Source organism: Actinoplanes sp. CA-015351, assembly GCF_050955685.1.
Taxonomy (GTDB): Bacteria; Actinomycetota; Actinomycetes; order Mycobacteriales; family Micromonosporaceae; genus Actinoplanes.
In genome coordinates, this window is record NZ_CP192102.1 from 618300 (window position 1) to 632178 (window position 13879).

Genomic DNA, 13879 nt, shown 5'->3' on the forward strand with positions numbered 1-13879 from the left:
GAGTCTTCCGGGCGGCGCAGAGTACTTTGTGGGGCATGTCCCTGGACCAGTCTTTCGTCGGCCGCAGCTGGCCGGCCACCGAGCCCTACCTCGTGGGCCGGGAGAAGATCCGCGAGTTCGCCCGTGCGATCGGCGCGACCGACGCCGAGTACCACGACCCCGAGGCCGCCCGCGCCATCGGTTACGCCGACGTGGTGGCTCCGCCGACGTTCCCGGTGGTCTTCACCATGGCGAGCAGCCGGCAGATCATCGCGGACCCCGAGCTCGGCCTCGATTACACCCGTGTCGTGCACGGCGACCAGAGGTTCACCTACCACCGGCCGGTTGTCGCCGGCGACGCGCTGGTGTGTGTGAACTCGGTCGAGGACATCACCAGCCGGGGTGGGCACGAGTTCATCACCACCCGGACCGACGTGCGTACCGAGTCGGGCGACCCGGTCGTCACCGTCTGGTCGAAACTGGTTCAGCGGGGCGAGGAGGCCAAATGAGCGAGGTTCTTGAACCGCAGACGTTCCGGGTCACCCGGGCGGATCTGGTGCGCTACGCGGGCGCCTCGGGCGATTTCAACCCCATCCACTGGAGTGACCGGACCGCCGTCGGCGTCGGGCTGCCCGGCGTCATCGCGCACGGCATGTTCACCATGGCGCTTGTCGGCCGGGCCGTCACCACGTGGGCCGGCGCCGCGGACGCGGTCGTGGAGTTCAGCGTCCGGTTCGCCCGGCCGGTTCCGGTGCCGGACACCGACGAGGGAACCGAGGTCGTGGTCAGCGGCACGGTTAAGGAGATCACCGACGCGGGGCACACACGGCTGAGCCTGACCGCCACGTGCAACGGCGACAAGGTACTGTCGTTGGCGCAGGCGCTCATCAGGAAGCGGTAACACCCGGGTTGGGATAACGCCGGGCGTACCCGTACACTGGTGCGCCGTGGGGCACTGAGCCGTCATAGGCCCAGGTCCCGCAAAGGGGTGTAGCTCAATTGGCAGAGCAGCGGTCTCCAAAACCGCAGGCTGCAGGTTCAAGTCCTGTCACCCCTGCGCATTCCTCCTCGACGTGCCCGCCCGGTGCGCGGTTCGCACGACTTCCGCGTCCGGTCGAGCCCTGACGGGACAATCAACACCCACCGACGACGGAAGTAGCGCGAAGTGGCCGACAAGGACCGGCCCGGTGACGACGTCCCGGGCGACGACGAGGTATTCGCCGACGCTGCCGCCGGCGGTGACGTACCGGACGACGGTGTCGACAAGGCGACCGGCAGTGGCGACACCGCCCTTGCCGAGCGTTCCGCCACGTCGGACAGCCCGAAAGCCAAGAAGCGTCGTGGCGGCCCGATCGGCCGGGTGGGTGGCTTCTTCCGCGAGGTCGTCAGTGAGCTGCGCAAGGTCATCTGGCCGACCCGCCGGGAGCTTCTGACCTACACGAGCGTCGTGATCGTCTTCGTGGTGGTCGTGACCTCAATCGTGACGAGCTTGGACTGGGTCTTCGGGAAGGGCATCCTCTGGGCCCTCGGCTGATCCGCCGCGGCCCGAGTTCCGAACCGAAGAGATCTGATCTGGAGAAGTGAGCGAGCGTGCCTGAGTACGACGACGAGACCGCGCAGTTTGCTGACGAGCAGTCGTCGCTGGTCACCGAGGAGTCGGTGGACGAGTCGGTGGAGGTGGCCGACGAGGCCGCCGACGTCCAGGCGCCCGAAGTGGACGAGGACTACGACCCGGTCAAGGAGCTGCGGCAGAAGCTGCGCTACGCCCCCGGCGACTGGTACGTGGTGCACTCCTACGCCGGTTACGAGAACAAGGTCAAGACCAACCTCGAGACCCGCATCACGAGCCTCGACATGGAGGAGTTCATCTTCCAGGTCGAGGTTCCGACCCGCGAAGAGGTCGAGGTCAAGAACGGCAAGCGCAACCAGGTGCAGGCCAAGGTCTTCCCGGGTTACATCCTGGTCCGGATGGACCTGACCCCGGAGTCCTACTCCTGTGTGCGCAACACGCCTGGTGTGACCGGCTTCGTCGGTGCCACCGACCGGGTCGACCGGCCGGCGCCGCTCTCGCTGGACGAGGTGCTGAAGTGGCTGGCACCGGCCGTCCAGACCGAGGAGAAGAAGTCGAAGCCCGAGATCAAGGTCCTCGACTTCGAGGTCGGCGACTCGGTCACCGTCACCGACGGCGCCTTCGCCTCGCTGCCGGCATCGATCTCTGAGATCAACGCCGACCAGCAGAAGCTCAAGGTCCTGGTTTCGATCTTCGGCCGCGAAACCCCGGTCGAGCTGAACTTCAACCAGGTCACCAAGATCTGATCGCCGAACAAGGCGATTTCAGTGGGAGGGGCTGCATTCGGCGGCCCCGCCAACTACCACAGGAGTAACGGAAATGGCACAGCGCAGCAAGGCGTACCGCAACGCCGCTGAGAAGATCGACGCGAACAAGCTCTACCAGCCGAAGGAAGCCGTCGCCCTGGCGAAGGAGTCCAACCCGGTCAAGTTCGACGCCACCGTCGAGGTCGCGATGCGCCTCGGTGTGGACCCGCGTAAGGCGGACCAGATGGTCCGCGGCACGGTCAACCTGCCGCACGGCACCGGTAAGACCGCCCGCGTCATCGTCTTCGCCCAGGGTGCGAAGGCCGAGGAGGCCGTCGCGGCCGGCGCCGACGAGGTCGGCACCGACGAGCTCGTCGCCCGGATCCAGGGTGGCTGGCTGGACTTCGACGCCGCGATCGCGACGCCGGACCAGATGGCCAAGATCGGCCGGATCGCCCGGATCCTCGGCCCGCGTGGCCTCATGCCGAACCCGAAGACCGGCACCGTGACCGTCGACGTCACGAAGGCGATCAACGAGATCAAGGGCGGCAAGATCACCTTCCGGGTGGACAAGCACTCCAACCTGCACCTGATCATCGGCAAGTCGTCCTTCGCGCCGGAGCAGCTGCTCGACAACTACGCCGCGGTGCTCGACGAGGTCCTCCGGGTCAAGCCGTCGGCCGCCAAGGGCAAGTACCTGAAGAAGGTCACCGTCGCCACCACGATGGGCCCGGGCGTCCAGATCGACCCGAACGCCGTGAAGAACCTGCGCGGCGACACCGAGAGCTGATCTCAGCCCACAGCGACACGATCGAGGCCTCCGGGGACACCCCGGGGGCCTTTTTCGTGGCATTCTTCCGGCCATGCTTTTTGATGGCCTCTGGTTCCGGTACTCCCGCCGCGCGCCCTGGGCCCTGCGCGACGCCGAGGCCACCGCGGCGCCCGGTGACACCATCGTGGTGCTGGGACCGAACGGCGCCGGCAAGTCCACGCTGCTCCAGCTCGCGGCCGGCGTGCTGCGCCCGACGCGCGGCCGGATCCAGGACCGCCCGTCCGTCGTGGGCTGGGTTCCGGAGCGTTTCCCGGCCGCCCAGCCGTTCACCGCGCTCGGTTACCTGCGCGCCATGTCCACGGTCCGCGGTCTGCCGCCCCGCGCCGCCGACCCCTGGATCGAGCGCCTCGGCCTCGCCTCCCACGCGGACGCCCCGCTTGCCGATCTCTCCAAGGGCACCGCACAGAAGGTCGGTCTGGCCCAGGCCCTGCTCACCCCGCCCGGCCTGCTCGTACTGGACGAACCCTGGGAAGGCCTGGACGCCGCCTCCCGAACCCTGATCCCGGAGATCGTTTCCGAGGTCACCACCGCCGGGGGAGTGGTCCTGGTGAGCGACCACAGGGGAGAGATCGCGAACCTCCCCGGCGCTCGCCACTGGACGATCGCCGCCGGCGAGCTGCGGACCACCGCCGCAGCTGCCGTTCCGGCAGCCGAACCCGAGACGGACGAGCTGATCGTCGAAGTCGCTGTCCGGCGGCACGAGGCCGCCGCAGCGGTGGTCCAGCTGCGTGCGGCCGGTCACCGCGTTCTTGGGGTACGCGAAAACAGCCCTTCGGTACGCGAGAAGCACTCCACCGTCGAGGAGGAACGATGATCGCGCTGGCCTGGATGCGGGTGGCCGGTTTCGTCCGCAGCGGCCGTTCCCTCGCACCCCTGGTCGCCGTGCTGGTGGTCCTGTCGATCCTCTACGGCGGCGGTCCCTCACGAGCCGCCGCCGCGTACGGGTACTCGGCCGCCGCTCTCTTCGCCGTGCTGGCCTGGACCACCAAGCTGGTGCTGGACACCGAGCCGGACGTGCAGCGCCGCCTGGCCCGGCTCGCCGTCGGCCCGGCCCGGGAGGCAGCGGCGGGTCTGCTGGCAGCCGGTGTGCTCGGCGCCGGTGTGTGTGCACTGGCGATGCTGGCGCCCTGGGCGTTCGGCGCGATCAGGGGCCCGGGGATCGGAGCAGGCATCCTGCTCGGGGTGCTGGCCCACCTGCTGGCGCTGGCCGGCGCCCTCGCTCTCGGCGCGCTGGCCGGCCGTGCCGTCACCCGCCGGGTCATGCCCGGAGTGGCGGTCCTGGTCAGCGGCGGGGTGCTGGCGATCGTGCTGGGTCTGCGCGATTCGATCGCGCCGTGGCTGGTGCCGCCGGTAATGGCGACCGCCCGGGCGCTGGGCGAGGACTCCGTCCCGGCCGCCGGGGATCTGCTGTGGCTCGTCGTCCGGACGCTGCTCTGGTGTGCCGTCGCGCTCGGTATCTACGCCCGGCTGCGTCGAGCCCGTGCCTAGAAAGGACGGAGCGCACACCGATTTGGTTTTTCGCGGCGGGTCCGCGTACTGTTCCTTCTTGAAGTTCCACCCATAGACCGCTGGTCGCCGCAGTGACCGTCACCACGACGGACGCCGCGGCCGAAGGTCCCGCACAAGCGGGCGACCTGCGCAGGGCGAAACGGTTGTGATTCCGGCAAGCGCAAGCGCGTGCCTGATCCCGCCCCGTGCCCCTGCGCCGGGGCGTTTTTGCTTGTACGGACCCTCTCGACCAGTGGCTGTATCACTGAGAGAGGAGGGACATGGCGGACAAGCCGGTCCGGGCCGACAAGGCTTCGGCCGTCGCCGAGTTCACGGATCAGTTCCGTGCCTCTGCGGCCACCGTGTTGACCGAATACCGCGGCCTCACCGTGAAGGAGCTCACCGAGCTCCGTCGCTCGCTGGGCAGCGAAGCGAAGTACGTGGTCGCGAAGAACACCCTCGCGAAGCGTGCGGCGACCGACGCGGGCATCGAGGGTCTCGACGCTCTGTTCACCGGTCCTACCGCGCTCGCCTTCGTGAAGGGCGATGTGGTCGAGGCGGCCAAGGGCCTTCGTGCCTTCGCCAAGGCCCACCCCGTTCTCATCATCAAGGGCGGTGTCTTCGAGGGCAAGGCTCTCTCGGCGGACGAGGTCAACAAGCTTGCTGACCTCGAGTCCCGTGAGGTGCTGCTGGCCAAGCTGGCCGGCGCCATGAAGGCCAACCTGAGCAAGGCCGCTGCCACGTTCCAGGCACCGCTCACCAAGGTGGTCCGGACCGTGGACGCTCTTCGGGCCGAGCGCGAGAAGGATGGTTCTGCCGAGGCCTGATGCCTCGCGTGAACCCGTAAGACGTCAAGTTCAGTACTTAGGAAAGGTTGCCTGATATGGCGAAGCTCAGCACCGACGAGCTGCTCGACGCGTTCAAGGAAATGACCCTCATCGAGCTGTCCGACTTCGTGAAGCAGTTCGAGGACGTCTTCGACGTCAAGGCTGCCGCTCCGGTTGCGATCGCCGGCCCGGCTGGCCCGGCCGCCGCTGAGGCCGAGGCCGAGAAGGACTCCTTCGACGTTGTCCTCGAGGGCGACGGCGGCAAGAAGATCCAGGTCATCAAGGTCGTGCGCGAGCTGACCGGCCTGGGCCTCAAGGAGGCCAAGGACGCCGTCGAGAGCGCCCCCAAGGCGATCCTCGAGGGTGTCAACAAGGAGAAGGCCGAGGCCGCCAAGGCCAAGCTCGAGGGCGAAGGCGCCAAGGTCACCCTCAAGTGATCTAACGCTCCTCAGCGTTACTTGTCGATGGCGGAGATCCGTGCTGGATCTCCGCCATCGGTGTATCGCCCGCCGGTTTCGGCAGCTCATCAGCGCCCCACCGGCACACGTGGCAAAGACTGTCAAAGCTCGCTATTCATGCGTTATGGTCCCTTGGGTGTGCCGGGTGGACGACCGCACCGGTCCGACCCGCGCCACAGCCCTTGACTGTGTGTCCCCTGACAGGCACGCTGACATCAGCAAGTTTCCGCGCTTGCGACAGTCGCGCTGTGGGTAATCGGTGATCCTGCCGATCCTCCGCAGACCGGCACCCGAGGAAGAGTTACCGCGTTTCTGAGCGGCCCCACCGCTGGTGGGAGCACGTTCCGCGGACCACCTTGGGTGTGGGCTGGACAGCGGTTAGCCGAGCGGCTACACTGCTAGTTTGCGCTGCCTTCTGTCTTGATGCCTGTCGGGAAATCCGTGAGGATTAATTCCCGGGGGCTCATTGGAGTGCACGCAAACCAGTTGCATCAGCAACTCAGCCGCATAGCAGCACCGGTCCTCGGAAGGACGCATCTTGGCAGCTTCCCGCCCTGCGAAGACCAGCCGTACGTCGAGCGCTTACGCACCCCGCCGGGTCTCTTTCGGCCGGATCACCGAGCAGCTAGAGGTCCCCAACCTCCTCGCCCTCCAGACGGACTCGTTCGACTGGCTGGTCGGCAACGAGGCTTGGCAGGCCCGGACGACGGACGACCCGCACGCCCACTCGGGCCTCGCAGAGATCCTCGAAGAGATCAGTCCCATTGAGGACTTCTCCGGCACCATGTCGCTGTCCTTCTCGGCTCCGCGCTTCGACGAGGTCAAGGCCTCGATCGAGGAGTGCAAGGAGAAGGACCTGACCTACTGTGCCCCGCTGTTCGTGACCGCGGAATTCACCAACAACACCACTGGCGAGATCAAGAGCCAGACCGTGTTCATGGGTGACTTCCCGATGATGACCCCCAAGGGGACGTTCGTCATCAACGGCACCGAGCGGGTCGTGGTGAGCCAGCTCGTCCGCTCGCCGGGCGTGTACTTCACCAAGGAGCCGGACAAGACCTCCGACCGCGACCTCACCAGCGTCAAGGTCATCCCGAGCCGGGGTGCCTGGCTCGAGTTCGACATCGACAAGCGCGACACCGTCGGCGTCCGCATCGACCGCAAGCGCCGGCAGGCCGTCACCGTCCTGCTCAAGGCCATCGGTTGGTCGGCGGACCAGATCCGCGAGCGGTTCGGCTGGTCCGAGCTGCTCATGACGACGCTTGAGAAAGACCACATCGCAGGGCAGGACGAGGCCCTGCTAGACATCTACCGCAAGCTGCGCCCTGGCGAGCCCCCCACCCGGGAGAACGCGCAGACCCTGCTCGACAACCTCTTCTTCAACCCGAAGAGGTACGACGTCGCCAAGGTCGGCCGGTACAAGTTCAACAAGAAGCTCGAGATCGACGTCCCGATCGTCCGGGGCACGCTCTCCGAGGAAGACATCGTCAAGACCGTGGACTACCTCTGCCGGCTGCACGCCGGTGAGGAAGGCTACGAGGCGGACGACATCGACCACTTCGGCAACCGGCGTCTGCGTACGGTCGGCGAGCTCATCCAGAACCAGGTCCGTGTCGGCCTGTCCCGGATGGAGCGCGTTGTCCGCGAGCGGATGACGACCCAGGACGTCGAGGCGATCACGCCGCAGACCCTGATCAACATCCGTCCCGTCGTGGCGGCGATCAAGGAGTTCTTCGGTACGTCGCAGCTGTCGCAGTTCATGGACCAGACCAACCCGCTCGCGGGTCTGACCCACCGTCGCCGTCTCTCGGCGCTCGGCCCGGGTGGTCTGAGCCGTGAGCGGGCCGGCTTCGAGGTCCGTGACGTGCACCCGTCCCACTACGGCCGGATGTGCCCGATCGAGACCCCTGAGGGTCCGAACATCGGTCTGATCGGCGCGCTCTCGACGTTCGCACGGGTCAACCCGTTCGGCTTCATCGAGACTCCGTACCGCAAGGTCGAGAACGGCATCGTCACCGACGAGGTGCACTACCTCACGGCTGACGAAGAGGACCGCTTCATCAAGGCCCAGGCGAACGCCGTGCTGTCCAGTGACAACACGTTCGCCGAGGACCGCGTCCTGGTCCGCCGTAAGGGCGGTGAGGTCGACTACGTGCCTGGCACCGAGGTCGACTACATGGACGTCTCGCCGCGACAGATGACCTCGGTCGCGACGGCGATGATCCCGTTCCTCGAGCACGACGACGCGAACCGTGCCCTCATGGGCGCGAACATGCAGCGTCAGGCCGTTCCGCTGGTCAAGGCCGAGTCGCCGCTGGTCGGCACCGGCATGGAGTACCGCGCCGCGGTCGACGCCGGTGACGTTGTCGTCGCCGAGGTCGGTGGCGTGGTCGAGGACCTGTGCGCGGACTACGTGACGGTGCACCAGGACGACGGCCACCGCCGGACCTACCTGCTGCACAAGTTCCGCCGCAGCAACGCCGGCTCCTGCGTCAACCAGAAGCCGGTCGTCTTCGAGGGTGACCGCATCGAGGCCGGCCAGGTCATCGCTGACGGTCCCTGCACCGACGAGGGCGAGATGGCCCTCGGACGCAACCTGCTGGTCGCGTTCATGTGCTGGGAAGGCCACAACTACGAGGACGCGATCATCCTGTCGCAGCGCCTCGTGCAGCAGGACGTGCTCACCTCGATTCACATCGAGGAGCACGAGGTCGACGCTCGGGACACCAAGCTCGGCCCGGAGGAGATCACCCGCGACATCCCCAACGTCAGCGAGGAAATGCTCGCTGACCTGGACGAGCGCGGCATCATCCGGATCGGTGCCGAGGTTGTCCCCGGCGACATCCTGGTCGGCAAGGTCACGCCGAAGGGCGAGACCGAGCTCACCCCCGAGGAGCGTCTGCTCCGCGCCATCTTCGGTGAGAAGGCCCGGGAAGTCCGGGACACCTCGCTGAAGGTTCCGCACGGCGAGACCGGCACCGTCATCGGTGTCCGCACGTTCTCCCGCGAGGACGGCGACGAGCTGCCCCCGGGCGTGAACGAGCTGGTTCGCGTCTACGTGGCGCAGAAGCGGAAGATCCAGGACGGTGACAAGCTCGCCGGTCGTCACGGCAACAAGGGCGTCATCTCCAAGATCCTCCCGGTCGAGGACATGCCGTTCCTTGAGGACGGCACCCCGGTCGACATCGTGCTCAACCCGCTCGGTGTGCCCTCGCGTATGAACATCGGCCAGGTTCTGGAGACCCACCTCGGGTGGATCGCCAAGACCGGCTGGGAGGTCGAGGGCGACGACGCGGACTGGAAGCGTCAGCTCCGCGCCATCGAGGCTCACGAGTCCCCCGCCGACAGCAACGTCGCGACCCCGGTCTTCGACGGTGCTCAGGAGGAGGAGATCAAGGGCCTGCTCGAGTCGACGCTGGTGAACCGGGACGGCAAGCGCCTGGTGAACGGTGACGGCAAGGCGCAGCTGTTCGACGGCCGCTCCGGTGAGCCGCTGCCGGACCCGATCTCGGTCGGCTACGTCTACATCCTGAAGCTGAACCACCTGGTCGACGACAAGATCCACGCTCGGTCGACCGGTCCGTACTCGATGATCACGCAGCAGCCGCTCGGTGGTAAGGCCCAGTTCGGTGGCCAGCGGTTCGGTGAGATGGAGTGCTGGGCGATGCAGGCCTATGGTGCGGCTTACGCCCTCCAGGAACTGCTGACCATCAAGTCCGACGACGTCCTGGGCCGAGTGAAGGTCTACGAGGCCATCGTCAAGGGCGAGAACATTCCGGAGCCGGGAATCCCGGAGTCCTTCAAGGTGCTTCTCAAGGAGCTCCAGTCGCTGTGCCTGAACGTCGAGGTGCTTTCCAGCGACGGTGTTGCCCTGGAGATGCGCGAGACGGACGACGAGGTCTTCCGGGCCGCGGAGGAACTCGGCATCGACCTGTCACGGCGCCCGAACGAGGGCGTCAGCAGCGTCGAAGAGATCTGACGGAAGCGGCCCCGCCGGTGTGAGGAAACTCAGCCTGGCCGGGGCCGCACCCGCCGGCCTTGAATTCACCCGAGCAACGAAACACGAGGGATAGTCCAAGTGCTCGACGTCAACTTCTTCGACGAGTTGCGCATCGGCCTTGCTACCGCTGACGACATCCGGCAGTGGTCGCACGGCGAGGTCAAGAAGCCCGAGACGATCAACTACCGCACCCTCAAGCCCGAGAAGGACGGACTCTTCTGCGAGAAGATCTTCGGTCCTCAGCGGGACTGGGAGTGCTACTGCGGCAAATACAAGCGGGTCCGGTTCAAGGGCATCATCTGTGAGCGCTGCGGCGTCGAGGTGACCCGGTCCAAGGTCCGCCGTGAGCGCATGGGTCACATCGAGCTGGCCGCGTCGGTGACCCACATCTGGTACTTCAAGGGCGTGCCGAGCCGGCTGGGCTATCTGCTCGACCTGGCTCCCAAGGACCTTGAGAAGATCATCTACTTCGCCTCGTACGTCGTCACCAGCGTGGACGCCGAGTCGCGTCACCGTGACATGTCGACAATCGAGAACGAGATCTTCGCCGAGAAGCGGCAGTCCGAGAACGGCCGCGACTCCGAGATCGAGAAGCGTGCCGCCAAGCTGGAGCAGGACCTGGCCGAGCTTGAGGCCGAGGGTGCCAAGGCCGACGTGCGCCGCAAGGTCAAGGAAGCTGGCGAGCGCGAGATGCGCCAGATCCGGGACAAGGCGCAGCGCGAGATCGACCGCCTCGACGAGGTGCTCGACACCTTCCGCAAGCTCGACTCCAAGCAGCTGGTCACCGACGAGCTGCTCTACCGCGAGCTCCGTGACCGCTTCGGTGAGTACTTCACCGGTGGCATGGGTGCGGAGGCCATCAAGGCTCTGCTCGAGAACATGGACCTCGACGCCGAGGCGGAGAACCTTCGGGAGATCATCCGCACCGGTAAGGGCCAGCGGAAGATCCGGGCGCTCAAGCGGCTCAAGGTCGTCGCGGCGTTCCTGAACACCCGTAACTCGCCGCTCGGCATGGTGCTGGACTGCGTCCCGGTCATCCCGCCGGACCTGCGCCCGATGGTGCAGCTCGACGGTGGCCGCTTCGCGACGAGCGACCTGAACGACCTGTACCGCCGGGTCATCAACCGGAACAACCGCCTCAAGCGACTGATCGACCTCGGCGCTCCCGAGATCATCGTCAACAACGAGAAGCGGATGCTCCAGGAGGCCGTCGACGCGCTGTTCGACAACGGCCGTCGTGGCCGGCCGGTCACCGGTCCGGGTAACCGCCCGCTCAAGTCCCTCTCCGACATGCTCAAGGGCAAGCAGGGCCGGTTCCGTCAGAACCTGCTCGGCAAGCGCGTCGACTACTCCGGCCGTTCCGTCATCGTCGTCGGCCCCCGGCTCAAGCTGCACCAGTGCGGCCTGCCGAAGCAGATGGCGCTGGAGCTGTTCAAGCCGTTCGTGATGAAGCGCCTGGTGGACCTGAACCACGCGCAGAACATCAAGTCGGCCAAGCGCATGGTCGAGCGTCAGCGCCCGGTGGTGTGGGACGTCCTGGAAGAGGTCATCAGCGAGCACCCCGTGCTGCTGAACCGCGCGCCGACCCTGCACCGCCTCGGCATCCAGGCCTTCGAGCCCCAGCTGGTCGAGGGCAAGGCGATCCAGATCCACCCGCTCGTCTGTACGGCGTTCAACGCCGACTTCGACGGTGACCAGATGGCGGTGCACGTGCCGCTGTCCGCCGAGGCTCAGGCCGAGGCCCGGATCCTGATGCTGTCGTCGAACAACATCCTCAAGCCGGCCGACGGCAAGCCGGTCACCATGCCTACCCAGGACATGGTCATCGGTCTGTACTACCTGACCCACATGACCCGTGGTGCCAAGGGCGAAGGCCGGGTCTTCAGCTCGGACGCCGAGGCACGGATGGCGTTCGACAACGGTGAGCTGCACCTGCAGGCGCCGATCAAGCTCCGTCTGCAGAACGTCGTCGGTGTCGACAACGGCGCCAAGGGCGAGACCTGGGTCGCGCCGGAGGACTGGATCGAGGGTGGCCAGGTCACCGTCGAGACGACTCTCGGCCGCGTGATCTTCAACGAGACGCTTCCGGTCGGGTACCGGTACGTCAACTACGAGATCCGCAAGGGTCAGCTGTCGGCGATCGTCAACGACCTCGCCGAGCGCTTCCCGAAGGTCGTCCTCGCGGCAACCCTGGACGCACTCAAGGAGGCCGGCTTCCACTGGGCCACCTGGTCCGGTGTGACGATCGGTATGGGCGACGTCATCGCGCCGCCGCGTAAGCCGGAGATCCTCGCCAAGTACCAGGCCGAGGCCGACCGGATCGACAAGCAGTACCAGCGTGGCCTGATGACCGGTGAGGAGCGCCGCGGCGAGCTCATCGAGATCTGGACCAAGGCGACCAACGAGATCTCCAAGGAGATGGAGACCGCGCTGCCGCAGGAGAACCCGCTCTGGGTCATGATCAACTCCGGCGCCCGCGGTAACCTCCTCCAGCTCCGGCAGATCGCCGCGATCCGTGGTCTGGTGGCGAACCCCAAGGGCGAGATCATCCCGCGCCCGATCACCTCGTCGTACCGCGAGGGTCTGACCGTTCTGGAGTACTTCATCTCCACGCACGGTGCCCGCAAGGGTCTTGCCGACACCGCGCTGCGTACCGCCGACTCGGGTTACCTGACCCGTCGTCTGGTGGACGTGTCGCAGGACGTCATCATCCGCGAGGAGGACTGCGGCACCGACCGCGCCATCCCGATGGCGGTGACTGATGCGGAGCGGGTCGACGGCAAGCTGGTCGTGCACACGCACGCCGAGACTGGCGTGCACGCTCGTACCCTGGCCGACGACATCGACGACGCCAACGGCAACCGTGTGGTGTCGCGTGGTGACGACCTCAACTCGATCATGGTGGACGCGCTTGTCGCGGCCGGCGTCGAGACGGTCCGGGTGCGCAGCGTCCTGACCTGTGAGTCGAAGCTGGGTGTCTGCGCGGCCTGCTACGGCCGCTCGCTGCCGACCGGCAAGGCTGTCGACATCGGCGAGGCCGTCGGCATCATCGCGGCCCAGTCGATCGGTGAGCCCGGCACGCAGCTGACGATGCGTACCTTCCACACCGGTGGTGTCGCGGGTGAGGACATCACCCAGGGTCTGCCGCGTGTCCAGGAAATCTTCGAGGCCCGCGTGCCGAAGGGTAAGGCGCCCATCGCCGACACCCCCGGTCGCGTCCGCATCGAGGACGGCGAGCGCTCCCGCAAGATCATCGTGGTGCCGGACGACGGCAGCGAAGAGATCGTTTACGACAAGATCTCGAAGCGCGTCAAGCTCCGCATCCCGGACGGCGGCCACGTCGGCGTCGGCGAGAAGCTCACCGAGGGCACCATCGACCCGCACGAGCTGCTCCGCATCATGGGCCCGCGCGCGGTCCAGGTCCACCTGACCAGTGAGGTCCAGGAGGTCTACCGCTCGCAGGGTGTGCTCATCCACGACAAGCACATCGAGATCATCATCCGCCAGATGCTCAAGCGGGTGACGGTCATCGACTCCGGCGCGACCGAATTCCTTCCGGGTGTTCTGGTCGACCGGGCGCTCTTCGAGTCGGAGAACCGCCGGCTCGTGGGCGAGGGTGGCGAGCCCGCTGCCGGTCGTCCGGTGCTGATGGGTATCACCAAGGCCTCGCTGGCGACCGACTCGTGGCTCTCCGCGGCCTCCTTCCAGGAGACCACCCGGGTGCTCACCGACGCTGCGATCAACTCGCGCAGCGACTCGCTGGTGGGCCTCAAGGAGAACGTCATCATCGGTAAGCTCATCCCGGCCGGTACCGGTATCTCCAAGTACCGCAACATCCGGGTCGAGCCGACCGAGGAGGCCAAGGCCAAGGTGTACTCGATGACCGGGTACCCCGAGACCGACTACGGCTTCGGGCCGGCCAGCGGGCAGGCTGTGCCGCTGGACGACTTCGACTTCGGGTCGTACCGCTAAGGGTTTC

Annotated in this window: 11 protein-coding genes and 1 tRNA gene; all 12 read left to right on the forward strand. The window is 66.7% G+C overall.

Annotated elements, in window-relative coordinates; translation table 11 throughout:
* Positions 1 to 35 precede the first annotated feature (35 nt).
* On the forward strand, positions 36 to 488 hold the full coding sequence (locus ACQP2E_RS02755) for a MaoC family dehydratase N-terminal domain-containing protein (protein WP_433828314.1): 453 nt from the start codon (positions 36 to 38) through the stop codon (positions 486 to 488).
* Positions 485 to 880 carry a MaoC/PaaZ C-terminal domain-containing protein gene (locus tag ACQP2E_RS02760; protein WP_433828315.1) on the forward strand — a complete coding sequence of 132 codons (396 nt, stop codon included), beginning with the start codon at positions 485 to 487 and terminating at the stop codon, positions 878 to 880. The genes ACQP2E_RS02755 and ACQP2E_RS02760 overlap by 4 nt, the downstream gene beginning before the upstream one ends.
* An 83-nt stretch (positions 881 to 963) precedes the next feature.
* Positions 964 to 1036, forward strand: a tRNA-Trp gene (locus tag ACQP2E_RS02765).
* Positions 1037 to 1144: 108 nt separating this feature from the next.
* Positions 1145 to 1513, forward strand: coding sequence for a preprotein translocase subunit SecE (gene secE / locus ACQP2E_RS02770; RefSeq protein ID WP_433828316.1), 369 nt, complete (start codon positions 1145 to 1147; stop codon positions 1511 to 1513).
* 56 nt (positions 1514 to 1569) lie between these two features.
* Positions 1570 to 2295: a transcription termination/antitermination protein NusG gene (nusG, locus tag ACQP2E_RS02775; RefSeq protein WP_433828317.1), complete on the forward strand. Its 726-nt coding sequence runs from the start codon at positions 1570 to 1572 to the stop codon at positions 2293 to 2295.
* Between the two features lie 73 nt (positions 2296 to 2368).
* On the forward strand, positions 2369 to 3085 hold the full coding sequence (rplA, locus tag ACQP2E_RS02780) for a 50S ribosomal protein L1 (protein WP_433828318.1): 717 nt from the start codon (positions 2369 to 2371) through the stop codon (positions 3083 to 3085).
* A gap of 73 nt (positions 3086 to 3158) precedes the next feature.
* Positions 3159 to 3941, forward strand: a complete 783-nt coding sequence (locus ACQP2E_RS02785) for an ATP-binding cassette domain-containing protein (protein ID WP_433828319.1) — start codon at positions 3159 to 3161, stop codon at positions 3939 to 3941.
* Entirely contained in the window at positions 3938 to 4615 is a 678-nt protein-coding gene (locus tag ACQP2E_RS02790) for a hypothetical protein (RefSeq protein ID WP_433828320.1), read from the forward strand. Before ACQP2E_RS02785 ends, ACQP2E_RS02790 begins: the two co-directional genes overlap by 4 nt.
* A 281-nt stretch (positions 4616 to 4896) precedes the next feature.
* Positions 4897 to 5442: a 50S ribosomal protein L10 gene (gene rplJ / locus ACQP2E_RS02795; RefSeq protein ID WP_433828321.1), complete on the forward strand. Its 546-nt coding sequence runs from the start codon at positions 4897 to 4899 to the stop codon at positions 5440 to 5442.
* A 56-nt stretch (positions 5443 to 5498) separates the two neighbouring features.
* Positions 5499 to 5879 (forward strand): 50S ribosomal protein L7/L12, encoded by a 381-nt coding sequence (gene rplL / locus ACQP2E_RS02800; protein WP_433828322.1) that lies wholly within the window; start codon positions 5499 to 5501, stop codon positions 5877 to 5879.
* A 559-nt stretch (positions 5880 to 6438) separates the two neighbouring features.
* Positions 6439 to 9879: a DNA-directed RNA polymerase subunit beta gene (locus ACQP2E_RS02805; RefSeq protein ID WP_433828323.1), complete on the forward strand. Its 3441-nt coding sequence runs from the start codon at positions 6439 to 6441 to the stop codon at positions 9877 to 9879.
* Positions 9880 to 9978: 99 nt separating this feature from the next.
* The gene (locus tag ACQP2E_RS02810; RefSeq protein WP_433828324.1) at positions 9979 to 13872 is read left to right on the forward strand and encodes a DNA-directed RNA polymerase subunit beta'; all 3894 of its coding nucleotides are present in this window, start codon (positions 9979 to 9981) and stop codon (positions 13870 to 13872) included.
* The last annotated feature ends 7 nt before the right edge of the window (positions 13873 to 13879 follow it).